The 24,594-nt window shown below is 63.7% G+C and carries 20 protein-coding genes; 6 read left to right on the top strand and 14 right to left on the bottom strand.

What is annotated here, in order from left to right; all coding sequences use genetic code 11:
- The first annotated feature begins 118 nt into the window (after positions 1-118).
- Positions 119-2,257 carry an ATP-dependent DNA helicase RecG gene (gene recG / locus E3E11_RS07740; protein WP_141451877.1) on the top strand — a complete coding sequence of 713 codons (2,139 nt, stop codon included), beginning with the start codon at positions 119-121 and terminating at the stop codon, positions 2,255-2,257.
- Between the two features lie 320 nt (positions 2,258-2,577).
- A complete protein-coding gene (locus E3E11_RS08620; protein WP_269203636.1) occupies positions 2,578-3,276 on the top strand; it encodes a cold-shock protein in 699 nt (232 codons plus the stop codon).
- Positions 3,277-3,420: 144 nt separating this feature from the next.
- Here the strand turns inward: E3E11_RS08620 and smpB are convergent, their stop codons facing one another.
- From smpB to E3E11_RS07715, 4 genes are read right to left on the bottom strand one after another with little or no spacing between them, the layout of a single operon-like run.
- A complete protein-coding gene (gene smpB / locus E3E11_RS07730) occupies positions 3,421-3,918 on the bottom strand; it encodes an SsrA-binding protein SmpB (protein ID WP_141451875.1) in 498 nt (165 codons plus the stop codon).
- Positions 3,919-3,957: 39 nt separating this feature from the next.
- Positions 3,958-4,890, bottom strand: a complete 933-nt coding sequence (gene dapA / locus E3E11_RS07725; RefSeq protein ID WP_141451874.1) for a 4-hydroxy-tetrahydrodipicolinate synthase — start codon at positions 4,888-4,890, stop codon at positions 3,958-3,960.
- A 17-nt stretch (positions 4,891-4,907) separates the two neighbouring features.
- Complete coding sequence (locus E3E11_RS07720; RefSeq protein ID WP_141451873.1) at positions 4,908-5,819, bottom strand: prephenate dehydratase; 912 nt, start codon at positions 5,817-5,819, stop codon at positions 4,908-4,910.
- Positions 5,807-6,604: a 3-deoxy-manno-octulosonate cytidylyltransferase gene (locus tag E3E11_RS07715; protein ID WP_141451872.1), complete on the bottom strand. Its 798-nt coding sequence runs from the start codon at positions 6,602-6,604 to the stop codon at positions 5,807-5,809. Before E3E11_RS07715 ends, E3E11_RS07720 begins: the two co-directional genes overlap by 13 nt.
- 162 nt (positions 6,605-6,766) lie before the next feature.
- On the opposite strand from E3E11_RS07715, the gene E3E11_RS07710 reads away from it, so the two are divergent.
- The 4 genes from E3E11_RS07710 to E3E11_RS07695 all read left to right on the top strand — a co-directional run bounded on the left by E3E11_RS07710 (position 6,767) and on the right by E3E11_RS07695 (position 11,644).
- Entirely contained in the window at positions 6,767-7,615 is an 849-nt protein-coding gene (locus tag E3E11_RS07710; RefSeq protein WP_141451871.1) for an inositol monophosphatase family protein, read from the top strand.
- Between the two features lie 97 nt (positions 7,616-7,712).
- Positions 7,713-8,984: a phosphoglycerate dehydrogenase gene (serA, locus tag E3E11_RS07705; protein ID WP_141451870.1), complete on the top strand. Its 1,272-nt coding sequence runs from the start codon at positions 7,713-7,715 to the stop codon at positions 8,982-8,984.
- Positions 8,985-9,135: 151 nt separating this feature from the next.
- Positions 9,136-10,650, top strand: a complete 1,515-nt coding sequence (locus E3E11_RS07700) for a YifB family Mg chelatase-like AAA ATPase (RefSeq protein ID WP_141451869.1) — start codon at positions 9,136-9,138, stop codon at positions 10,648-10,650.
- Positions 10,651-10,861: 211 nt separating this feature from the next.
- Complete coding sequence (locus E3E11_RS07695) at positions 10,862-11,644, top strand: endonuclease/exonuclease/phosphatase family protein (RefSeq protein ID WP_141451868.1); 783 nt, start codon at positions 10,862-10,864, stop codon at positions 11,642-11,644.
- Here E3E11_RS07695 and E3E11_RS07690 read toward each other — a convergent pair.
- From E3E11_RS07690 to hpnC, 10 genes are all read right to left on the bottom strand, one after another.
- Positions 11,577-12,995 (bottom strand): phospholipase D-like domain-containing protein, encoded by a 1,419-nt coding sequence (locus E3E11_RS07690; protein WP_231118903.1) that lies wholly within the window; start codon positions 12,993-12,995, stop codon positions 11,577-11,579. The two genes, E3E11_RS07695 and E3E11_RS07690, sit on opposite strands and share 68 nt — an antisense overlap.
- Positions 12,996-13,034: 39 nt before the next feature.
- Positions 13,035-15,257, bottom strand: a complete 2,223-nt coding sequence (gene parC / locus E3E11_RS07685) for a DNA topoisomerase IV subunit A (RefSeq protein ID WP_141451867.1) — start codon at positions 15,255-15,257, stop codon at positions 13,035-13,037.
- 91 nt (positions 15,258-15,348) lie between these two features.
- Positions 15,349-16,134, bottom strand: a complete 786-nt coding sequence (gene recO, locus E3E11_RS07680) for a DNA repair protein RecO (RefSeq protein WP_231118902.1) — start codon at positions 16,132-16,134, stop codon at positions 15,349-15,351.
- Positions 16,135-16,322: 188 nt separating this feature from the next.
- The gene (gene tsf, locus E3E11_RS07675) at positions 16,323-17,231 is read right to left on the bottom strand and encodes a translation elongation factor Ts (RefSeq protein WP_141451866.1); all 909 of its coding nucleotides are present in this window, start codon (positions 17,229-17,231) and stop codon (positions 16,323-16,325) included.
- A 211-nt stretch (positions 17,232-17,442) separates the two neighbouring features.
- Entirely contained in the window at positions 17,443-18,246 is an 804-nt protein-coding gene (gene rpsB / locus E3E11_RS07670; RefSeq protein ID WP_141451865.1) for a 30S ribosomal protein S2, read from the bottom strand.
- A 196-nt stretch (positions 18,247-18,442) separates the two neighbouring features.
- The gene (locus E3E11_RS07665; RefSeq protein WP_141451864.1) at positions 18,443-19,120 is read right to left on the bottom strand and encodes a phosphorylase family protein; all 678 of its coding nucleotides are present in this window, start codon (positions 19,118-19,120) and stop codon (positions 18,443-18,445) included.
- Entirely contained in the window at positions 19,120-21,114 is a 1,995-nt protein-coding gene (shc, locus tag E3E11_RS07660) for a squalene--hopene cyclase (RefSeq protein ID WP_141452259.1), read from the bottom strand. Before shc ends, E3E11_RS07665 begins: the two co-directional genes overlap by 1 nt.
- 193 nt (positions 21,115-21,307) lie before the next feature.
- Complete coding sequence (gene hpnE / locus E3E11_RS07655; protein WP_141451863.1) at positions 21,308-22,615, bottom strand: hydroxysqualene dehydroxylase HpnE; 1,308 nt, start codon at positions 22,613-22,615, stop codon at positions 21,308-21,310.
- Positions 22,612-23,490 (bottom strand): presqualene diphosphate synthase HpnD, encoded by an 879-nt coding sequence (hpnD, locus tag E3E11_RS07650; RefSeq protein WP_141451862.1) that lies wholly within the window; start codon positions 23,488-23,490, stop codon positions 22,612-22,614. The genes hpnE and hpnD overlap by 4 nt, the downstream gene beginning before the upstream one ends.
- Positions 23,491-23,638: 148 nt before the next feature.
- Complete coding sequence (gene hpnC, locus E3E11_RS07645) at positions 23,639-24,523, bottom strand: squalene synthase HpnC (protein ID WP_141452257.1); 885 nt, start codon at positions 24,521-24,523, stop codon at positions 23,639-23,641.
- Between the last annotated feature and the right edge of the window lie 71 nt (positions 24,524-24,594).

Below are 24,594 nucleotides of genomic sequence, written 5' to 3'. Positions count from 1 at the left end.
CTCGCGGAACGGATTTCCTGTCCCGCACAGGCTTGCCTGAGCCCGGGCAGACTGTCTGTTTCATCCAGGCTGTTTCACCCTGGCTCTTCCAGCTCTTGCGGACACCCCGGTTCTCACCATGCCGCTTTCCCCGCCCCCGGACATTCTGGCCCCCCTGCTGGCCCCGCTCGACTCCCTGCCGGGAATCGGCCCCCACCATGCAGGTCTGCTGGAAAAGATATGTGGCGGGCGGCGCGTCATCGATCTGCTTTTCACGCTTCCCGAGCGCATCGAAGATCGGCGTCAGCTTCTCTCTCTGGACCAGGCGCGCCTGCTGCCCGCCGGCACCCTGCTGACCGCGCGCGCGCGCGTTGAAGCCATCCGCGCACCGTCACGCCCCGGCCTGCCGACCGTCGTGACCCTGAGCGAGGAAACATCACTGACCACGCTTGAGCTGGTCTTTTTCCAGAAAGGGCGGCTGAGTTTACCGAGCATCGGCAGTGACCTGATCGTTTCCGGCAAGACGAGCTTTTACCAGGACCGCCTAACCATTAACGGGCCCGATCACCTCCTGCCCTGGGAAAAACGTCATCTTTTCCCGAAACTGGAGCCTGTGTGGCCCCTTACGGCCGGCCTGTTCAACGGAACGGTCCGGCGCGCCATGCAGGCCGCACTGGCAAAGCTCCCTGACCTGCCTGAATGGCATGTGCCGTCACTGGTCGCACAACGGAACTGGCCGAGGTTTACCCAAGCGTTACGGGGCCTGCAGGATCCTTCCGCCCACCAGGAGATGGAGGATCCCTTTGAATTCTTTGCCCGCGCCCGCGCCCGCCTGGCAGCTGATGAGCTGCTGGCCGACCAGCTGTGCCTGTCACTGGCGCGCCGCCAGGCCCACGAGCGCCCGGGGCGTTCCCTGCCCGGTACCGGCGAGCTGCAGACGGAGATGCTGAACCGCTTCGGCCACACGCCCACTGCCGCACAGCAGCAGGCCTTCAGCGAGATCTCGGCCGATATGAGAGCCCCGGCCCCCATGACACGCCTGCTGCAGGGCGATGTCGGTTCGGGAAAGACCCTGGTCGCCATGATGGCCATGCTGCAGGCAGTTGAATCCGGCGCGCAGGCGGCTCTGATGAGCCCCACAGAGTTGCTGGCCCAGCAGCATTTTGAAACTCTTTCCCAATTCTGTCCGGTTCCACCCGTCTTTCTGAGCGGGCGCATCAAGGGACGCGCACGCCAGGAAGCGCTGGAGCAGATTGCCAGCGGGACCGCCCGGCTGGTCGTGGGCACCCACGCCCTTTTTCAGGACAAGGTTCAATTCGCTGATCTGGGCCTGGCCATCGTGGATGAACAGCACCGCTTCGGCGTGGAGCAGCGCATGCGCCTGGGCGCCAAAGGCACGGCCACGGACCTGCTGGTCATGACCGCAACTCCCATTCCACGCACTGTGCAGCTGGCGGAATGGGGGGAAATGGGCGTCAGCCGGATTGAAGGCAAACCGGCCGGGCGACTGCCGGTGCAGACAAGCGTTCATGACATGGCCCAGATGGATTCCCTGCTGGAGGGCGTGCAGCGGGCGCTGGACAGCGGGCAGCAGATCTTCTGGGTCTGTCCGATGATTGAAAACAGCGAAAGCCAGAGTGCGGCAGCCGCCGAAGAGCGCTGGGCGGAACTGACCCGGCGCTTCGGCCCGCTGACAGGCCTGGCGCACGGTCGCCAGGATCCCGGCGAGCGCCAGCAGGCACTTGAAGATTTCCGCACGGGCAAAACCCGGCTTCTGGTTGCCACGACCGTGATCGAAGTCGGCGTGGACATTCCCGATGCCACCATCATGATCATTGAGGAAGCCGAAAGATTCGGGCTTGCTCAGCTCCACCAGCTCCGCGGGCGCGTGGGGCGCGGGCGGGAGAAATCCTACTGCCTCCTGCTTCACCACTCGGATGCCAGCCCCACAGCCCGCGCCCGACTGGCCCTGCTGCGGGAGACCGAGGACGGTTTCCGGATTGCCGATGAGGATTTTCGCCTGCGCGGTGGCGGGGACCTGGCCGGCAACCGGCAGTCCGGCCTGCCGGGCTTTCGCCTGGCCACTGTAGAGAACGGCCTTTCGCATCTGCTCAGCACCATGGAGCAGGAAGCACGCCTCCTGCTGCACCAGACCCCGCTTCTTTCCCCCGGGCCCGGTACCGCCTCCGGCGCGCCTGATTCCAAGGCTGCTTCCCTGCACCAGCTCCTGCATCTCTTTGACCGGGCGCGCCCCGAGCGTCTGCTCATTTCCGGCTGAAACTGAAAGAGAGGGGAAATAACTGAAAAGAGAGCATTTCAGTCTTGAATTTCAACTTGTTAAGATGACAGGAAGTTTTCAAGTAACGGGCGGTTATCTGCCGTTTTCATGCGCCTCTTGAGCCGGGGCTACGAATGCCGGTCCTTTTCTTGCTTCACGAGGGAGTGACGAGGGGAAAAACCGTGCTAGGCTCTTTTATAGCCCGTGGCTCAGGCATCCAGACCGTTCCACGTGCTTTTGCAAGTTCCCCAGCACAGGGGTCTGGACCCGGCCGGAAGCCGGGCCCAGTACAGTAATTACAGTATTTCGGAACAAGATTCGTGAGAAACAATAGACCCGACCGCAGCTCCTCCTCTTCACGCCGCGGCGGATTTGACCGCGACTTCATGAGCCAGCCCTCTTATTTCGATGATCGGAGCGGCGGTTTCGACAACGGCGGCGGCTTCGGCGCTCCGCGCGGCGGTGCAGGCGGCGGTTTTCGCCGCGGCGGTGGCGGGCGCGGCCCGCAGGTCGTGGCGAGCGGTCCTGAAGTGGGGGCCACCGTCAAATGGTTCAATACCGAGCGCGGCTTCGGCTTCGTCGGGCTGAGCGATGGCAGCGGGGATGTCTTCCTCCATGCCAATACCCTTACAGATCTCGGCCACACCGCGCCTGAACCCGGCACGACGCTGGTGGTGCGCATCGGTCAGGGCCCCAAGGGACGCCAGGTCGCTGAAGTCCTGTCCATCGACCCCAGCACGGCTGAGCCCGCTGCAGCTCCCCGCCAGAGCGCCCCACGCCCCCGCTTTGCAGCGCCTGACATGTCGCAGGCCCAGGAAATGCCCGGCACGGTCAAATGGTACAATGCCACCAAGGGCTTCGGCTTCATCACGCCTGAAGCAGGCAGCAAGGATGTCTTCGTGCACGCCTCGGCCCTGGGGCGCTCCGGGCTGAGCAACCTGCTGGAAGGCCAGATCGTCCATATGAAGGTCGTCGAAGGCCAGAAGGGTCCTGAAGCGGTCGAACTTTCCCTGGCCTGAAACGCACAGGCGCCGCTTCCAGCACGTCTCAGCTCAACCGGTCATCTGCCGGCTGAGTCGCAAACCCCCGGCACCTGATGGAACCGGGGGTTTCTGCTGCCGGAATTTTCCCGAACCTGCAGGCAGAAAGCTGGGCCGGCGCGGTCAGTAATCCCCCTTGCCCTTGTTGCGCAGCAGGCGCGCCTTGCTGCGCTGCCAGTCCCGCTCAGCAATGGCGTGGCGCTTGTCCTCCTTCTTGCGCCCGGTCCCCACGCCGAGCGTGACCTTGGCGCGGCCGCGATCGTTGAAATGGACATTCAACGGCACCAGCGTCGCCCCCTCACGCGTGATGGCGCCCAGAAGCTGCCTGATCTGGCGTTTATGCAGCAGCAGCTTGCGGGGTGCACGCGGCTCGAACCGTGACAGGACACCGCCCTGATATTCAGGGATATAGGCGTTAAAAAGCCACAGCTCTCCGTCCCGTTCCCCCGCCCAGGCCTCAGTCAGGGTCGCGCGGCCATGGCGCAGGCTTTTGACTTCCGGCCCCTTGAGCACCAGCCCCGCCTCCACCGTCTCGCCGATCGCGTAATCGTGGCGCGCCTTGCGGTTCTGGGCCGCGATGCCGTGGGAAATCATCGTGTTTTTCGGTTTCTTCGCAGCCATTGCGCTCTTCCGCTCGTCAACTCAAACCTGTTCCGGGCCTTATTCCATCAGCTCCAGCGCCTGCAGGGCCGCATCAATGCGCTGTCGGGTTTCGGGGCGCGGTTCCACCAGCGGCAGGCGCAGCTCAGGGCGGCAGAGCCCGAGACGTGACAGGGCGTATTTGACAGGGCCCGGGCTGGTTTCAGCAAACAGCGCGTCATGGAGCGGGCTCAGCCGGTCCTGAAGGGCAATCGCTTCTTCGGTCTTCCCGCTCTCCCAGAGCTCATGGAGCTGACTGCAGAGCGCAGGCGCGACGTTGGATGTCACGCTGATGCAGCCATGGCCGCCTGCTGCGCGAAAGGAGAGAATCGATCCATCCTCACCCGAAAGCTGGTTGAAGTCCGCCCCCGCCACCCGGCGAACGGCGATCGGGCGCGTCATGTCAGCTGTAGCGTCCTTGGTGCCGACGATGTTGGGGTGGGTTGCCAGGCGCCCCATGGTTTCAATGGAAAGATTCACCACGGAACGACCGGGGATGCAGTACAGCCAAAGCGGCAGGTCAGTCGCATCGGCAATGCTCATGAAATGCCGGTAAAGCCCTTCCTGCGTCGGCTTGTTGTAATAAGGCACCACGACCAGCAGGGCGTCAGCGCCGATCCGGGCAGCTTGCCTGGCCATGTCCACCGCCTCGCGCGTGCAGTTGGAGCCCGCACCGGCCATGACAGGAACCCGCCCTGCCGTGACTGTCACGCAGGTTTCAATGATCCCCAAATGCTCCTCATGGGTAAGCGTGGGGCTCTCGCCGGTGGTGCCCATGGGAACCAGGCCACGGGTGCCGCCGGCAATCTGGCGTTCGACCAGCCCCGCAAACCCTCTGCGGTCCACATCGCCATTTTCCAGAAAAGGCGTTACCAGGGCGGTCAGTGATCCGTGATAGAGCCGGTTGAGAGCCTGCCGTTCCTGCGTCCTGCCCGCGGTCATCGTGCCAGTCATTCTGTCTTCCCTTCCTCTCACTCCCCGGAAAGCAGGGAAGCCTGTTCGTTCTGCAGCCCCTGCGCCCCCTGCCGGTCCCGCCACTCAGTGCTGCGGGGATAAACACCGAGGATACGCTGCGCCTCACTGACTTCTGCCAGCTCCGCCAGGGCCTGCGCCAAGGCCGCTTCATCAGGGGCACCTTCGACATCCATCAGAAAGCGCGTCGCTGTGAAGCTGCCATCCAGCATATAGCTTTCAATGCGCGTCATGTTGACTCCATGGCGCACAAAACATCCCAGAATCCGGTAAAGCGCGCCAGGACTGTTCCGCCCGCGCACAAGCAGGGTGGTCATAAAACCCACGCTCTGCTGCCCCTTGGCGTGACCTGCGGGGAGATCAGTCGCTCTGGCGGCACGGGCCACGCGATAAAAACGGGTGGTGTTGTGGGACGCATCCTCGACATTGCGTTCCAACACCGTCAGGCCGTTCAGGGTGCCGGCCAGTGCAGAGGCAATGGCGCCCTGCGTCCGATCGCCCCGCTGCGCCACTTCTTCCGCCGCCCCAGCCGTATCGAAAGCCGCCACCCCTTCCAGCTCTGTACGCGCCAGGAAATCCCGGACCTGGGCCAGGGCAACCGGGTGAGTGTGCACGCAGCGCAGCTCCTCCAACCGGGTGCCGGGCAGAACCAGAAGACAGTGTTCGATCCGCTGAAAGTGTTCCCCCACGATGACCAGCCCTGATTCCGGCAACAGCGCATGGATTTCGGGCACGCGCCCCGCCAGTGAATTCTCGCAGGGCAGCAGGGCTTCATCAGCCTCTCCCCGCGCAACGGCCTGAATGGTCTCGGCAAAGCTGCGGCAGGGCAGCGTCTGCCATCCCGGACGGGCCTCCCGGCAGGCCAAGTCTGAATAGGCGCCCGGACGGCCCTGGAAGGCTATGACGGCCACCCCACCTCCTCCGCTTCTGCCAAGTTCCCTTCCTGCACCAGTTTACGGACACGCGCCAGATCACCGGGCGTATCAACCCCCGGAAAGGAACGTGCGATCCGCGCGCAGCCGATGGTCATGCCGGCTTCCAGCGCCCGCAGCTGCTCCAAGCTTTCGCGCTGCTCCAGCAGGCCAGGGGGCAGCTGCACGAATTTCTCCAGCGCCTGCCTGCGCCAGGCGTAGATGCCGACATGATGCCAGAGCGGTCCGGGACCCCAGGGCACCGGCTGGCGGGAAAAATAAAGCGCGCGCGCCGTCTGCCGGTCTTCCTGGGGCCCCGCCTCCCCCTCAGCGGGAAAGGCGCACACCGCCTTGACCACCGAATCGGTCTGCGCTTCAGCAGGGGAACGGACCTGCGTCACCAGCGTGCCCAGATCAACCCCGGGGTCCTGCAAAGGCAGCAGGGCGCGGGCCACACTGTCAGCCTCAACCAGCGGCAGGTCCCCCTGGAGATTGACCACGACATCATGAACGCCTGCCGGATCAAAGTGCTTCAATGCTGCGGCCACGCGGTCTGACCCACTCTGCAGGTCAGGGGGGGTCAATACGCCCGTCACGCCCTGCAGAGCCTCTATGGCGGCCAGAATTTCCACGCTGTCAGCAGCCACGACAACCGGCCCCAGCCCTGCGGCCCGTGCGCGCCGGGCCACATGCGCAATCATGGGCTGCCCGCCGATGTCAGCCAGCGGCTTGCGCGGCAGACGCGTGGAAGCAAGACGGGCTGGGATGACGACAACCGGACGCATGAAGGCACTGTTGCAGCGCCTCCTGCAGGCGTCAATGAGCGCCCGGGCGGCGGCAGAAATGGAGAACGGGAAATCCGCGTCTGTTCACGTGCTTGCCACAGTGCTCGCTCCCGGGCGAGACTGCGCCCTCTCTCCTGATCCTGTCCTCTCCGGAGCACTTTCATGGCCCCTGTTCAACCCGCTGCCCGATCTTCTGAAGTGCCGGCGGATCTTGCAGCCGAGCTGGCTCTTGCAGAACGCTGCGCTGAGCTGGCGCGTGAAACGGTCTACCCCCATTTCAGGCAGGTCCTGCAGGTAAACACCAAGGCCGATGCAAGCCCCGTTACAGTTGCCGACCGGCTGGCAGAACAGGAAATGCGCCGCCTGATCAGCCGGTCCTTCCCCCATCACGGCATTCTGGGCGAAGAGGAAGGCCCGACCGGGCGCACAGAGGCCGAGCTGACTGCAACAGAATGGCTCTGGGTCCTTGATCCCATTGACGGCACGCGCGCCTTCGTGACAGGGCGACCGACCTTCTGCACACTTATTTCCCTGTTTCACCGGGGTGTGCCGGTTCTGGGGGTGATCGATCAGCCTATCACCCGTGAACGCTGGATCGGTGTCAGGGGCCAGCCGACCCGCTACGTTGCCGAGCTGCCGGGCCGTCCCGGCACCCGGCAGTCTGTCACCCTGGAGATGGCAGAACTGTCCTGCACCGCGCCTGAGATCATCCGTCCTGAAAGACAGGCGGATTTCAGGCGGCTTGCCGGCCGGGTGAACCGTGTTTCCTGGGGCGGGGATGCCTATGCTTACGGGCTGCTGGCCCTGGGACAGATTGATCTCATCGCCGAAGACACGCTCAAGCCCTGGGACTGGGGAGCGCTGGTCCCTGTCATAGAAGGGGCAGGCGGCACCATCACCGACTGGCAAGGCAGGCCTCTGAGCCTGCAGAGCGACGGCAGCGTGCTTGCCAGCGCCAACAGCCCCCTCGCCTGTGAGGCGCGGGCCCTGCTGAACATTTCCCGGAGCTGAAAGGCAGCCGGACACACTTGCACTGTAAACCACTGTAAACGGCCCGGCCTTACCGGCTATGACTGTTCCTTCAGCCCCTTCGGAGACCGGCTCTTTCATGTCCGCCCTACCCCGTCTGTCCCTGTCCAAGAACAAGATCCGAATCCTGCTTCTGGAAGGCATTCACGATTCAGCCGCAGAATGGTTCAGCCAGCAGGGCTACGTGGAAGTGACGACTTATAAAGGCGCGCTGGAGGGGCCGGCTCTGGTCGAAGCCCTGCAGGGCGTGCACATGGTAGGCATCCGCAGCCGCACCCAACTGACAGAAGAGGTGCTGGCTCAGGCCGACCGGTTGATGGCCATCGGCTGTTTCTGCATCGGCACGAACCAGGTGGATCTCGATGCGGCCAGAAGACGGGGCATTCCCGTCTTCAACGCGCCCTTCAGCAATACGCGTTCGGTCGCCGAGCTGGTGATCGGGGAGATCATCATGCTCCTGCGGCGCATTCCCAGCCGCTCGGAGGCCTGCCACCGGGGAGCATGGGAAAAATCAGCCCGCAATTCCCGGGAAGTCCGCGGCAAAACACTGGGCATCGTCGGTTACGGTTCCATCGGCTCACAGCTCTCCGTCCTGGCAGAAGCCATGGGCATGCGGGTCCTTTATCATGACATTGCCCCCCGCCTGCCCCACGGCAATGCAAAGGCCGTGGAAAGCCTGGACGCGCTTCTGGAGCAGGCAGATGTGGTCACGCTCCATGTGCCCCAGACGCCCGCGACCAGAAACCTGATCAGTGAAGCCGAGCTGCGCGCCATGAAACCGGGCAGCGTGCTGATCAACAACGCCCGGGGCGAAGTCGTCGATCTCGAGGCACTGGCGCGTGCTCTTGCGGATGGTCACCTGATGGGGGCGGCGGTGGATGTCTTTCCCGCAGAGCCCCCAAGCGCCGAGGAGCGTTTCAGCACGCCTCTGCAGGGGCTGGAGAATGTTGTGCTCACCCCCCATATCGGCGGCTCTACCATGGAAGCGCAGGAACGCATCGGTGTGGAAGTGGCCCGCAAGCTGGTGGAATACTCCGATATCGGCTCAACGGTGGGCGCGGTCAATTTCCCTGCAGTCCAGCTGCCTGAACGACCGGGCGGCATGCGCTTCATGCATGTTCATGCCAACCGGCCCGGACTCATGGGACAGATCAACCGGATCTTCGCCCAGACCGGCTGCAACCTGACCGCCCAGTCCCTGCAGACCGATGGTGAGATCGGCTACGTGGTCGTGGAAGCCGAACCGCCTGAAATGCCGGAAGCTGAAACCGTCGCTCTGGAGCACGACATCCTTCAGGGCCTCCGCGCCCTGGAAGGCACGCTGCGTACACGCCTCATCCGGCCGCGTTGAGTGGGTCTTCCCAAGGATTTTCAGCCCCCCGGTCTTTTCACTGAGGGTTGAGACTTGGCGGGACTGTTTGCACGCCTCTACAATGCCCCGTCCCGTCATCTGACGGCTTGTGCGCTTTTTTCCCAAACAGTCTCCAGCCTCAAGAGGCCTCATGACCACCCCGCCACAGCCAGCCACTGGTCCTGCCCTCGCACGTATCCAGAGCTTTGCCTTTGCCGGCATTGAGGCCGTCCCGGTGACGGTGGAAGTGCAGGTTGCAAGCGGACTGCCCTCTTTTCTGGTGGTCGGCATGGCCGACAAGGCGGTGGGGGAAGCGCGCGAGCGGGTGCGCGCTGCTCTGGGTGCCATGGGCCTGGCCCTGCCGCCAAAGCGTATCCTGGTCAATCTCACGCCTGCCGATCTCCCCAAGGAAGGCGCGCATTTCGACCTGGCGATTGCGCTCGGGCTGCTCGTGGCCATGAATGTCGTGCCTGCCGAAGCCGCTGCTGCTTACGCTGCGATCGGCGAAGTCTCGCTGGATGGTCGCATTAATCCGGTTAACGGCGTTCTGTGCGCAGCTCTCGGCGCGGCTGCCCAGGAAATCGGTTTGATCTGTCCCGCAAGCCAGGGACCAGAAGCGCGCTGGGGCCATCCCGACCTGGATATTCTCGCAGCCCCTTCCCTGCTGGCCCTGATTGCCCATTTCCGCGGCGACCAGGTTCTCACACCCGTTGCCATGCCGGAACTGCAGGAACCCGATTACGGCCCTGACCTTGCGGACGTCAAAGGCATGGAAGTGGGGCGGCGGGTGCTGGAGATCGTGGCGGCAGGCGGTCATTCCCTGCTGATGACAGGCCCGCCTGGAGCCGGCAAATCCATGCTGGCAAGCCGCCTGCCCGGGATCCTGCCTGATCTGACGCGTGAAGAGATTCTTGAAACCAGCCAGATCCACAGCATCAGCGGGCAGCTGCCGCCAGGCCAGCTGGTCGTGCGCCCGCCTTACCGTGCGCCCCATCACAACGCCAGCCTGGCCTCCCTCGTCGGCGGGGGAAGCAAGGCAAGACCGGGAGAAGTCAGCCTCGCCCATAACGGTGTCCTGTTTCTCGATGAGCTGCCGGAGTTTGCCCGCAGCGCCCTGGAATCCCTGCGCCAGCCCCTGGAGAGCGGAACCGTCTCCATCGCCCGCGCTGCCAGCCACAGGACCTATCCTGCCCGCTTTCAGTTCATCGCCGCGATGAACCCCTGCCGCTGCGGTTATCTGGGCGACCCGGAACGCGCCTGCCGCAAGGCGCCCCGATGCGCTGAGGACTATTCTTCCCGCATCTCAGGGCCCATGCTGGACCGGATCGACCTGCGCGTTGAGATCCGCCCCCTTTCCCCGCTCGAGATCAGCCGGGCCCCCAAAGGCGAGGCAAGCGCCAGCGTGCGCAGGCGGGCGGAAAAAGCGCGACTGCGCCAGATCGAGCGCCAGGGTGTGGCCAATGCCCAGGCCTCTCCCGACAGCTTCAGCATGGAGGAAGACGCACAGCTCCTGGCTGAAAAGGCCGCTGAGCGACTGCGGCTTTCCAACCGGGGCATCACACGCCTGCTGCGTGTGGCGCGCACGATCGCCGATCTGGCAGAAAGTGAGGCCATCCAGCGCGCCCATGTGGCCGAAGCGCTGAGTTACCGCCTACGGGATTTTTAGAGCTCCGAAAGGTTCCAGGCATTGAAGGGACCATCCGTTTCCTTGTGTTCCTGAGCGTGTTCAGAGACCCACCTTAGCTAAATTTAAGGTTTGAAAAGCCGTTCTTTTCAATTGACCTCAGGCGGTTTCTGGCACCTTGTTATACTCTTCCGCGGCGGTTTCTCCGCAATCTGTCTCACGCAACCTACACGGACCCTGGCTCTTTCCTGCCATGACGCTTTCAGCTCCCTCTGTCTCTGCTGCCCAGCCCCGCCTGCGCGTGATCAGCTGGAACCTGCTGCATGCAGGCGGGGCAAGCCTGGAAGAAGTGAAACTGCTGATCGAGACCATGCAGCCCGATATTCTGCTCATGCAGGAGGTCCGCTCTTTCATGGACGCGCTGCCGCAGGAGATACCGGGCAGCTACGCCAGGGCCACCCTGCCGGGTCGTGCGCATGGCACGGCATGCTGGAGCCGGCTGCCTCTGGCCTGCACCCCCCACCTGGCCCCTCTGCCGCCCGGCCTCTTCGTGCGTCGCAATGCCCAGGTCCTGCGATTTGACGACCCCCGGTTCGGCGTTTTTTCCATTGCGAACGTACATCTGTCGCACGGCCAGCTGCTCAATCGCCGCCAGCTCCGCACCATCCGGGATTCACTGACGGACCAGGCCATCATCATGGGGGACTTCAACCAGGTGGGGCCTGTGTGGCTGCGGCATTTCCGCGATGTCGGCCCACGCGCCAAAACGCATCGCCTGCTCAATCGCGTCCCGCTCCGCCTCGACCGCTGCCTGGTCAGGGGCTTCAGGCCCGTCAGCTGCCGGGTGCTGCCCCGCTTCGGCTCCGACCATCGCGCCATCGCGGTGACGCTTGTGCCAAATGCCCAGCCCCTGTCCGCGTCGTCCTTTCAGGAGACAGACCCTCAGGACAGTACGCCGATCGCCGATTTTACAGATAAGGCAGCAACAGACGCACAGCTGCGTTACGCAGCCGCTCGGCCAGTGACCACTCCCTGAGTTCCTGAAGCGTCAGCTCGTGGCCGCGGTGGCTCGCCATGAAGGCTTCCAGCCCCTCGGCCAGTGGCACATCATACAGGGCCATGTTGATCTCGAAATTGAGCCGCAGCGAACGCCTGTCGAGGTTGGCACTGCCGACGAAACTCCAGCTGCCGTCCACCACCATCAGCTTGGAATGATTGAAAGGCGGTGGCGCCAGCCAGATATGGCAACCCACTTCCACCAAAGGTTCAAGGCACCCATTGCGGGCCCAGTCGATGATAGGATGGTTGCTGTGATGCGGCACCACGATATCCACCCGCACCCCCCGCAGCGCCGCCAGGCCCAGCTCGGTGGCAAAGCGGCCGTCAGGAATGAAATACGGCGTCATGAAACACACGTTCCTGCGGGCCAGGATGATGGCCTGCAGCATGGTGTATTCGATCTTCTCCATATCGGCATCCGGCGCCGAGGTCACGATGCGCGCAGGTATCTCTCCCCGGATTTCCGTGGGAGGAAAGAACTTCTTTCCCTGCAGTTCCTCGCCGGTCGTAAAGGCCCAGTCCCGCGTGAAAGCATCGGCCAGCTGCTCCACAACCGGCCCTTCCAGCTGGAAATGCGTGTCTGCCACCGGATGGGCACTCGGTTGGGAGAGGACATTCTGGGCGGCGATGTTGAGCCCCCCCATGAAGCCTGTATGGCCGTCCACGACCAGGATCTTGCGATGGTTGCGCAGATTGATGAAGGCCATGCGCCAGGGCCAGAAGGAGTGCATGAAACGGGCGCAAGGCACGCCGGCCCGTTTCAGGGCGCGTTGCGTGGGACAATAGAAATAGCCGCTGCCGATGCCGTCCACCAGCACCCGGACCTCGACACCGCGCCTGTGGGCCTCAGCCAGGGCCCCGATGAAAGCCTGCCCCACCCTGTCATCGCGGAAAATATAGGAACTCAGCAGGACCGAATGCTGGGCCTGGGCAATGGCTGCGAGCATGGCGGGATAGGCTTGGTCGCCATTGTGCAGGCAGCGGATGCTGTTGCCGCGCAGCAGCTGGCGGTCAGTCAGGCGGTCGAGCATGTGCCCCAGGGGCTGCATGGGCCCGGGCGGCTCACAGCGCAGCGCTTCCAGCTCAGGGTTGAGGGGCAGCGTGTCGGCAGCCAGCATCTTCTGCCCGCGCCGCTGCACGCGGTTGATGCCGAACATGAGATATAGCAGCGACCCGAAAACCGGCAGCAGCCAGCAGATGCCGATCCAGCCTGTCGCGGCTGAAGTATCGCGCTTTGTCAGAAGCACGTGCCCTGTAACACACACAGCCAGGACGATCTGCACGATCACGAACAGAAAAGCCGACTGGGACCAGTTCATGGACAGCATGGTGTGCCTCCTCCACGCGTTCTTCGCCCTGCAAGGGCGCTATTTGCGGAGCATCCACTGCGGCGCCATTCTGCCTGCCGCCCCGCGGCGCCCCAGAAGCGGCTCAAGGTCCCGCGCCGGGCGGAGGCGCTGGCCTTCCCGCCACTGCAGGCCTTCCTCAAAGGTCAGCGTCCTGACCTCCCTGAGGGCACTTTCCCCCAGCTTCTGAAACGCCACGCCAGCACCGCGGGTCATTTCGGGGATCTGCTCGCTCGGAAATATCAGGGCTTTCTTGTTTTCTCCCAGGCACAGCACATGCGTGCCGGCAGCAGGCAGGCAGCTCAGCAGCGCATCGCCGGGCTTGAGATTGAAGATCTGCCGCCCGGTTCTCTTTTCTGCCCCCAGATTCGCGGCTGTCACCTGAAACCCCCGCCCCTGCCGGGAGGTCAGAATCCATTTCCCGTCCTCCTGCAGCCCGAACAGACTGACCACCGTTTCTTCAACCGGGAGGTCAGCCAGGGTGCGCACCGGCTGGCCGAAACCACGCCCGCGCGGCAGGTCAGCCGCCTTGAGCGTGAAAGCGCGCCCGCCGCTTCCCATTAGGCACAGACGTTCCGTGCTCTGGCATTCCACGGCAAAGGCAGGCCCGTCGCCTTCCTTGAAACGATGCGAGGCTGCCTCCAGCCCGTGCCCCTTGACGGCCCTGATCCAGCCTTCGCGCGACAGGAGAACCGTCAGGGGCTCGCGGTCCACCTCCAGAGCTGCAGAGGTATCAATCTCTTTGGGCGCTTCGGTGATCTGGGTCAGCCGCTCACCACCCGGCAAGGCTGCAAAGCGTTTTTCAAACGCCGCCAGATCATCACTCACCCGCTTCCAGCGCCTTTTGTCGGAGCCCAGCAGGCGCACCAGACCGTCCTCTTCACGCCCCAGTGCCGCACGTTCCTTGCGCAGGGCTTCCTCTTCCAGCCGCCGCAGGGAACGCAGGCGCATGTTCAGCACGTATTCCGCCTGCAGCTCGGTCAGGCCGAACGTCTTCTGCATGGCCGGCTTTGGCTCATCCTCCTCGCGGATGATGCGGATGACTTCATCCAGGTTGAGATAGACCAGCAGGAAGCCGTCGAGGATTTCCAGCCTTTTGCGCACTGCCTCCAGACGATGCTCGGACCGGCGCACCAGCACGTCATGCACATGCACAAGCCACGCCTGCAGCACCTGCTTGAGCGACATGACCGCCGGCACCCCGTCAGCCCCGAGCACATTCATGTTCAGGCTGAACCTGTTTTCCAGCGCTGTCTGGCGGAACAGCGTTTCCATCAGGACTTCAGGATCCGTGCTGCGGCTGCGGGGTTCGAGAACGAGGCGGATATCGGTGGTGCTTTCATCGCGCACGTCGGCCAGCAGAGGCAGCTTGCGCTTCTCCATCTCCGCGGCGATCTGCTCAATCAGACGGGATTTCTGGAGCTGATAGGGAATTTCCGTCACGATGATCTGCCAGGCCCCGCCCTTGAGGCGCTCCACATGCCAGCGCGCCCTCAGCCGGAAACTGCCGCGACCGGTCTCGTAAGCCTCAACCACCGTCGCCTGGTCTTCAACGAGCTGACCGCCCGTCGGAAAGTCAGGCCCGGGCAGCAGGGCCACCAGCTCGGCCGTCGTGGCGTCCGGCCTGTCGATCAGCAGACGGGCCGCACGGTAAAGCTCCACCGCGTTATGGGGGGGAATGTTCGTTGCCATGCCGACAGCGATCCCCGCCGCCCCATTGGCCAGCAGGTTGGGAAACAGGCCCGGCAGAACCACGGGTTCCTGGTCTTCATTGTCATAGGTCGGGCGGAAATCAACGCCATTGTCTTCAAGACCCGCCAGCATGACGCTGGCCGTTTCCGTCAGGCGGCTTTCCGTATACCGCATGGCGGCAGCGCCATCGCCGTCCACCGAGCCGAAATTGCCCTGCCCTTCCACCAGCGGATAGCGGGCGGCGAAGATCTGGGCCAGACGCACCAGGGCTTCATAAACCGACACGTCGCCATGCGGATGGAACTTGCCGATGACGTCGCCCACAACGCGCGCGCATTTCTTGAAGCCGGAATTCGGGTCAAGCTTGAGCTGCTGCATGGCATAAAGCAGCCGCCGGTGCACCGGTTTGAGACCGTCGCGCACGTCCGGCAGGGAGCGCGACATGATCGTGGACATGGCATAGGCCATGTACCGCTCGCTCAGCGCATCAACGAGGCGCGTGTCTTCAATCAGACCGGCAGGCAGGCCCCCGGCTGGCTCGGCAGCAGTCATTGTCTTGTTTCTTTCACTCATGAAGCTGGAAAGTTAGCCACACTCCCTTCGCTTTTGTCCAGCATTGCACGGCCTCTGAAGCGCTGACCCTTCAGGAAACCTGCGCCAGGCGCACCAGGCGCTGTTCCAGCAGGGCGCGGGCTGCAGGCAGGGGGCGGTGGAAAGTGTCAAAAACGGCGCGCTGCAGAAAATGGCCCGTCAGCTGCAGACCCTCAAGCCAGGCCTGCGCCGACCCTTCTGCCTGTCGGGGCTCATTTTCCTGACCGTCAGTTTCCAGACTTCCCGCCTCAGCTGTGAGAAAACCCGGCAGCGGCAGCAGGCGCGCGCGCCAGGGACCGGCGCCCTCATCGGTCACCGCGCATCCGCTTTTGGGTGAAACATAGGCCAGCCCCGCCTGCGCGCCTGTGACCGCACAGGCCCCAAGCGACAGACCGTAGCCCAGCGTCTGCAGCAAGATCAGCTCCCAGCGCAGGTAATCGGCCACAGGCGGCGACTGGGGATTGACTGTCAACGCACCCAGCAGACCGACCAATCCCTCAAAGACCTCCGGGCACGGCTCCTTTTCAGGCAGGGTCTCAGCAGCCAGGGTGCACGCACTCCTGAGCAGGGCCAGAGAAAGCGGCTGAGACAGCAGAGAGGCTGCCGGAAAGCGGACCGGTTCAGCAGACAGCCGGCCCAGCTGGTCCGGCAGGCGCGCCTGCCAGCGCGCCACCACGATCGTGCCCAGCTCCCAGCAGCCACGCTGGCGGCGCGACTGCCCGCCATAGACCAACCCGCGCCGCAGGCCCTGCCCGCCTGTCAGAACCGTGGCCAGGAGACTGCCCTCTCCCTGCAGCGCCGTGTTCACAACGACAGCCGGTGCTTCCCATTCGATCATGTCGCTTTCTCCACCCTGCTTCCACGCACCGTGCTGGCAGACAGCAGGCTGCTCCTTTTCTGCTTTGCCTGACAGACAAAAAGGCTCCCACCACCAGGATGGGAGCCTTGAAAACGGATCGCAAGAGCAGGGAATCCTCAACGCTTTCCAGCTGGAAAAACGCTTTTCTCCTCCCTCAGACCGTCACTTCAGTGGCCGGCAGCTTTCGCCACTTCAGCCGCGAAGTCGTTCTCTTCCTTCTCGACCCCTTCACCAAGCTGGAAGCGCTCGAAACCGGTCATCTCCACACCGGCTTTCTTGAGGATGTCTTCCACCTTGCTCTCATTGTCATGCACCCAGAGCTGCTCCAGGAGAACGACTTCCTCATAGAACTTGCGGATACGGCCATCGATCATCTTCTCGACGATGTTCTCGGGCTTGCCGGACGCCTTGGCCTGCTCGCGCAGCACAGAACGCTCGCGCTCGATCGCATCAGGGGCCACATCGCTGCGCTTGAGGGCCTGCGGACGGGTAGCGGCAATGTGCATGCCCACCTGGCGGCCGAGATTGGTGATCGCTTCGCTCTCATCAGGCGCCTTGAGGGCAGCGAGCACGCCGATGCGTCCCACACCGTCACGCAGGGCACCATGCACGTAGCTGGCCACCACGCCAGAGGGAACGCTCAGCACGGCCGCACGGCGCAGGGTCATGTTCTCGCCGATGGTGGCGATCAGATGGGTCAGCTCATCAGCCACGGTCCGGCCGGACGGCAGCACGGCCGCATTGATCTTCTCGAGCGTGGGTTCGCCCACCTGCAGCGCGGCACGGGCGATCTGCTGCACCGCTTCCTGGAAGGCTTCGTTACGGGCCACGAAATCGGTCTCGGCATTCACTTCGACCATGGCGGCGCGGTTCTTGTCAGCCGCCACGCCGACCAGGCCTTCAGCTGCCACGCGACCGGACTTCTTGGCAGCGGCGGAAAGGCCCTTCTTGCGCAGCCAGTCGATGGCGTCCTGCATCTTCCCGTCATTTTCAGTCAGGGCCTTTTTGCAATCCATCATGCCTGCGCCTGTCGCTTCGCGCAGCTCACGCACCTGTACGGCTGTGATATGTGCCATTCTGTCACCTTCCTGCAAAACGCCTGCGGCCGGGATGATTACCGCAGCCGCAGAGCCGTGTTCTTCAAAATTTCCGTCAGAGCCAGGTCAGGGCCTGGCTGGGGCGATCAGCCATCAATCCGCGCAGGAGATTCCCTGTTTCTGAGGGCTGGGCGCCTGACAGACCCCCAGCCCAAAAACGCGGACTGAAACCAAAGAACCTTGTAAGGCTTCAGGCCCCTGCCGTATTGGCAGCGATCTCAGCTGCATTTTCCGCCTTGGCTTCCGCCACCAGCGCTTCAGCGCCGAGTTCCTCAGCGGCGCCCAGGTCCTGGCCCGATGCGGCCAGTTCGGCGGAGATGCCGTCAAGCACGGCGCCGGCCACGAGGTCGCAATACAGCGCGATGGCGCGGAGAGCGTCGTCATTGCCCGGAATGGGGAAGTCCACGCCTTTGGGGTCGGAGTTGCTGTCGAGCACGGCAACCACGGGAATGCCCAGCTTGTTGGCTTCCTCAACGGCCAGTTTTTCCTTGTTGGTGTCGATCACGAACAGCAGGTTGGGCAGGCCGCCCATGTCCTTGATGCCGCCCAGGGAACGTTCCAGCTTCTCGCGGTCACGCGTGATGTCGAGAATTTCCTTCTTGGTCAGACCTGCGGTGTCACCGGCCAGCATCTCGTCAATGGCGCGCAGGCGCTTGATGGAGCCCGTGATGGTCTTCCAGTTCGTCAGCATGCCGCCGAGCCAGCGATGGTTGACGTAATACTGCCCGCAGCGCTGGGCCGCATCAGCGATGTGCTCGGCTGCCGCACGCTTGGTGCCCACAAACAGCACGCGCCCGCCAGCCGCAACGGTATCGCGCACCTGCTTGAGCGCCCGGTCCAGCATCGGCACGGTCTGCTGCAGGTCGATGATGTGGACCTGATTGCGCACACCGAACAGGTAAGGCGCCATGGACGGATTCCAGCGGCGCGTGTGGTGACCGAAATGCACACCCGCTTCAAGGAGCTGGCGCATCGTGAATTCTGGCATTGCCATGAAATGAATACCTTGTTCTCTGGTTCAACCTCCGCATGGAACGCCCGGCTGCAGAAGCAGCAGGACACCAGGATAACCGGCCATGCGTGCGAAATGACTGCACGTTCCTCAGCTGAGAACGCGACAGCAACGGTATTCTGTAATCAGATCATGACCGGAATTCAAGCAGAAACAGGCCTGACTCCTGCACGATTGTTCAATGCCGCTTAGCCGGTAATTCAGCCAGGTTTTCAAGATAGGTTTTCATGCTTGCACGCGCCTGCGCCGCGTCCCGCCCCAGTGCCATCAGGGCCCCGATCTGGCCTGGCTGGCGCACAAGCGAGCCCAGCAGGCCCGGCAGATACACCCGCCCTTCCCGCAGGCCTGAAGCGGCTGCCGGCGGCAGGGGACGCGCGGCGTCATCACAGATGACCCGCAATACCGCAAATGGCAGGCCGCTCTGAGCCACCACCCCGCTTTCCATGTCCACCGCCAGCGCTTTTGTGCGGGAATGCAGGGCACGTTTCTCCGCCACCTCCCCGACCATGACCGGGCTGTGAACGATCGCGCCATGCATCACGCCACGGCCCAGATCAAACTGCCTGCTGAGACCCTCGCTGCTGGGCAGGCGTTCTCCTCCCGCCACGACGCTGTCGGCAAGCAGGATGGTGCCCGGTTTCAGCGCGGGATCCAGCCCCCCGGCACAACCGAAAGAGAGCAGCTCCTCCGCTCCCCCCTGGCGCAGCTGCTGCAGGGCGCGCCGCGCACCTGCTTCATGGGCGTGGCTGAGGGCAATGACAGCCTGGGGAAAGAAGCGCTCGATCAGCCGCCCCTCTTCCCGCAGCCCGACCATAATGCCCAGGCGCCCGGTGCCCGCTTTCAGGGAGCTCGGCATCAGAAGCCGTATTCCACCCGCCCGGAATTGCTGGCGCCCAGATTGCGGTAGCGTGAAAGCGCCATGAGCGGGAAGAACTGCTTGTAGCCGTGGTAGCGCAGGTAGAACACCTTGGGGAAACCGACAGCGTTATAGGGTTCTTCATGCCATTCGCCGTGGGCGTCCTGCATCCGCGTCAGTGCGGCGATGCCCCGTTTCACCGCCTCGCTTTCACGCTCCCCGGCAGCCATCAGGGCCAGCACGGCCCAGGCCGTCTGGGTCGGAAGGCTTTCCTTGTAAACGCCCTGGGGCGCGCCCTCATAACTGGCGCAGTCCTCTCCCCAGCCGCCATCTTCGCGCTGCACGGATTTCAGCCACTGCACGGCCTTTACGACCATGGGGTCCCTAGGGTCCACCCCGGCGATGTTGAGCGCGCAGAGAACCGACCAGGTGCCGTAGATGTAATTGGTGCCCCAGCGCCCGAACCAGCTGCCGCTCTCCTCCTGCTCCTGGCGCAGGTACTCAAGGGCGCGGTCGATGACCGGTCTGTCTTCGGGATGCCCCAGCTGGGCCAGGAAGGAGATACAGCGCGCCGAGACATCAGCCGTCGGCGGATCAAGCAACGCGCCGTGATCGGCAAAGGGAATATGGTTCAGGACATCGAGGTCATTGTCGATATCGAACGCGCCCCAACCGCCATTGGTGCTCTGCATGCCGATGATCCACTCCCGTGCGCGTGCGATGGCGGTCGCATTTGTTTCGGGGTCAAGCCGGTGCAGGAGCATGCCGACGACGGCCGTGTCATCCACATCCGGATAGTAATCATTTTCATACTGGAAGGCCCAGCCACCGGGGCGCAGATCAGGCGCGTTGACCGCCCAGTCGCCCTTGACGTCCAGAATCTGCCGCTCCCTCAGCCAGGCAGCGCTTTTTTCAAGCCGTTCCCGCGTTTCGCGGGGCTGGGTGGCGCGCGGCCCGCTTGCTGTCTCGAGCATGGCCAGGCCTGCAAGACCCGTATCCCAGATCGGCGATACGCAGGGCTGGCAGTAGACTTCGCCGTCTTTCTCGATCATCAGGTCCTGGATGGCCTGCCAGGCCTGCACGGCATGCGGGTCCTCATCGGGAACGCCGAGCGCGCGGAACATCATCACCACATTGGCCATGGCGGGATAGATGGCGCCCAGCCCGCCATTGCTCAGCCGCTTTTTGATGAAGGCGAGCGTCGTATCAACTGCCTTGCGGTGCAGCTTCTGCGGGAAAAAGGGCACTACGGGGCGCAGGGCGGTGTCGAGATATTTGAAGACCCGCCCCCACTGCGAGCGATAAGGCCCACGGATCCAGTCGCGGATTTTTCCGGGCGGCGTCCGGAAGAGCTCCTGCACGTCCACCCCTCTGGGGTTACGCGCAACCGGCTTGAGATCGCCGAGGAGAAGCAGGGGCGCGATGACGGTGCGCGACCAGTACGCCATGTTCCAGACAGAAAAAAAGGCCTTGCGCGGCAGCAGCATCAGCTCGACCGGCATGACCGGCACCGCCCGCCAGGGCACCTGGTCGAACAGGGCCAGCTGGATGCGCGTAAACACGTTGGTGCGCTCAGCGCCGCCATGGGCCAGGATGGCTTCACGCGCGCGCTTCATGTGGGGCGCCTGCGGGTCATCACCGATTGCCTTGAGGGCGAAATAGGCTTTCACGCTCGCCGAAAGGTCGAACTTGCCGTCATGGTAGAGGGGCCAGCCGCCATGGGCACCCTGAATGCGCCGCAGGTAAACGCCGATCTTTTTCTGCCGTTCCTCGTCAATGCGGTCGAGAAAATGCTCCAGCAGCACGTATTCAGCGGGGATGGTGGCATCGGCTTCCAGCTCGAAAACCCAGTGCCCGTCCTCATTCTGGCGCTTGCCCAGGGCCGCGTGGGCGCCGGTGATGGCCTGATCAACGGTTTCCGGATCGAGCTTTGTCTCAACCAGCTCTCCCTGCTTACCAGCCGACAGGTTTACTGCGCCCTGCCCTGACAGCATGCCACCCACCAAGGGTACGGAAGTTTCGGAAGGGGGGCGGGACAACGTCTCGCTCACGGGACACTCTCCTTACTAGACAGAACCATCATGCCGCCCCCGCAAGGGCGGACAGGCAGCCAGACATCACTGCGGCCGATCTCAGATCGTTCATTGCGGCCCGATACCGGAACATGCGGGGCCTCTATATGCCCTGTCAGTCTTGTTTTGAATAGCCTGACCTGAAGCCCAGTGCGGCAACGGCCGCCAGGCCGGACTGGATGGCGCCCTCGATGGTGGAAGGCAGGCCCGTATCGGTCCAGTCCCCTGCAAGGGCCAGATTGACCGTGCTGGTGACCGCCCCCGGGCGACGACGCGCCTGCAATGGGGTGGCAGCGAAAGTCGCGCGTTTCTCCCGGATAAGCCGGGCACGCGGGCGGGTCAGAGGCAGAGGCGTGGTGAGGACGGAATTAAGCGCCTGCGATATTTCCTCCCAGATCGTATTGAGCATGACCTCACTGGGAATATCGGCAAAACGGTTGGCCGCACTTACTGTGACCGAAAGCACACGGTCATGCAGAAAAACCCATTCCGCCATGCCGCCGACCAGCCCGACAAACCCTGCCTTGCCCACCACGCCCTTGGCTCTGGTGGAAACAGGAAGCCTGAAATGGGCATTGACGATACTTTCAAAAGCATCCGGCCCTTCAACTTCAGGGAGTAATGTCGACGCGACCACTGGCGGGACTGCCAGGATCACGGCTTCATCCCGACCGATCCTGATCGGCCCACTGGCTGAGTTCAGCGCCGTGACCCGACCTTTCTCGCGCACGATTTCGGTGATGCGCTGGCCGGTATGCACTTCGGCATGGCAGCGCTTCAGCCAGTCCAGGGCCGGGGTGACGAAACTTCTGGAAAGGCCCCTGGCTGCCATCCAGGGCTGGCAGGCAGTGCCGCCCTTGGCCAGGGTGCGGCGCACGATGGTGCCGAGCAGCTGGGCGCTACCGGAATCGATGTCCGTATTCAACGCCGATACAGCGAGGGGCTCCAGGAGGCGCCGGCTGAACTCGCCTGGTACCAGGCAATCCGCCACCACCTCATCGGGCCCGGCGCGCAGAAGGTTTCTCAGCCCGGCCATTTCACGCAGCCGCATGCCGGGCACGCGCGTATGGGGCGACAGCAGCCAGTAGGGAATCCTGCCGCGCCCCAGATTCAGGTGCCAGGCAAGCCCGTCCCGTAGGTCATACCATGGAAAGAGAGGCGCACCCGGTGTGCGCAGGGTATCGCGCGCGCCCAGCAGATCGAGATAACGGAACGTATACGGATTGGCTGAAAGCAGAAGATGGTTGCCGTTGTCGATCTCGGTCTCCAGGGCCCGGTCATAATAGGACCTGGCCCGCCCCCCGCAGGACGGGCCAGCCTCATACAGGCGCACCTGCGTCTGGGGTGCCAGTTCCACAGCCGCTGAAAGCCCAGCCAACCCTCCCCCGATGATGTGAACACGTGCCGGAGGAGGAAGGCTCACAAGGACAGCCCTGCCCAGGCCAGCAGCATCCTGAACTTCTTCCAGCCGTCCCACACATGGAGCGCCGCTGCCGGATTACGCCAGCCGCGGCGCATCAGCGCGCCAAGCACCACTTCATAGGAGGCGGCCATGACGCGGGCGGGGCGGATGGTGGCAGGGGGGCAGCGCCGCATGAGCTCTTCAGCCTTGCGGAAATGGTCCTGGGCCCGCGCGGCCAGAACGCGGCACAGCCCGTCGAGCCCCCGGGCATAAGGCGCTTCTCTGGGGTCGGTCGGCACCCCGAAGCGCTTCAGCAGCTCCCGCGGCAGATAGAGCCGCCCGCGTTCCGCATCTTCTGAAACATCACGCAGGATGTTGGTCAGCTGAAGCGCCCGCCCCAGATGGTGTGCCACCTCGTCGCCCACAGGCTCGGGCGTGCCGAAAATGCGTACGGAAAGCCGACCGACTGCTGAAGCCACCCGGTCGCAGTACAGATCGAGCGTCTCTTCATCAGGGGCGACGATCGGCGCGCCGCAATCCATGAGCATGCCGTCGATGACAGCCAGGAAGTCTTCTTCCCGCAGGTGAAAGCGCTCGATCGCCGCCAGCAGAACGCGGTCAAGCGCATCACGTCCCTCACGGGTGCGGTACAGCGCCGAAATCCGCTCCCGCCAGGCCCCCAGGGCAGCGCGGGGGTCTTCATGGGCACTGTCGCCATCGGCAATGTCATCGACTTCGCGGCAGAAGGCATAGACGGCGAACATCGCATCACGCCGCGCCGGCGGCAGGATACGCATGCCCTTGCCAAAGGAAGTGCCGGAACGCGTGACGATCTCTTCCACCGCTGCGAGATCCGCAGGGGCGCAGACCAGCCCGAGAGACGCATCCTTTTTCATCTTCTGTTCAGTCCCCTGCCCTTTTCGGTTGTTATTTGCAGTTACGCCTCGGTCCTTCAGTCAGGGGCAGGAACTTATCCAGGCCTTTCCCGACCGCCTGCTGCCTTATCTAGCGTTAAATCTCCCGTCAGGCCAAGAGGCGCGTCTTTCAGGCAGGGACGTTCCAGAAACGGAGCGCCCAGGCCAGCGCCCGCAGACCGTCACCGCGTGACAGCGCCACGCGCTCCGCCAGCGGATCCTGCCGGCGCAGCCTGGCTGTCAGGCGGCAACACAGCGCCACCACGACAGCAGCTTCAAGCCGCAGGCGCCGATCAGCGATCACCCCGGGCAGCCTGCGCGCCTGGCGGTTCAGCTCCTCCACATGGTCAAGCATGCGGTTCATGACCCGCCGCACACCGGGCTTGCTGCATCCCAGGGCCAGATCTTCGGTTTTCACCCCTTCCTGCTCCAGCCAGAGCTGGGGGACGTAGCACCGGTTGAGCCTGCGCAGGTCTCCTGAGACATCCTGCAGGTGATTGATAACCTGCAGGGCCGTGCACAGCGCATCGGAAAGGGGAAAAGTCGCCCGGCCCTCGCGGTGGAGGGCCAGCAGAAAACGGCCGACCGGATTGGCTGAATAGCGGCAGTAATGCAGAAGCTCATCCCAGGTTTCGTAGCGGTCTTTCTCCGTATCTTCCCTGAAGGCCACCAGAAGATCTGTGGCGACTGAGAGCGGCACACCGACTTCAAGCAACGCCTGGCGCAGGGTTGCAGCGCTGCGGGCATCAGCGCGCTCGGGCGTCTGGGCCGTGCCTTCGAGAATTCCGTTCAAGGCCGCAAGGCGCGCGCGCTTCTCCTGAGGGGTGAGTTCCGTCGTGTCGGCCACGTCATCGGCAATGCGCGCAAAACGGTAATAAGCATGCACCACCGGGCGCAGCGCAGGGCTGATCAGCAGGGAACCGGTCGGGAAGTTCTCATCGGCGCCGGTCTTGGAAGAAGAGACATCCCTTTTCGCCCAGGCTTCTGCAGTCCGGCCTTCTTGGCGGGCTGTCATTTCCGGGTTCGGCATTTCCGAATTTGGCATTTCAGGCACAGCCATCGTTTCGACCATCGCTTCAGTCACTT

It is taken from the genome of Oecophyllibacter saccharovorans, assembly GCF_006542375.1.
Taxonomy (GTDB): domain Bacteria; phylum Pseudomonadota; class Alphaproteobacteria; order Acetobacterales; family Acetobacteraceae; genus Oecophyllibacter; species Oecophyllibacter saccharovorans.
This window is presented reverse-complemented; position numbering and strand designations above follow the sequence as displayed.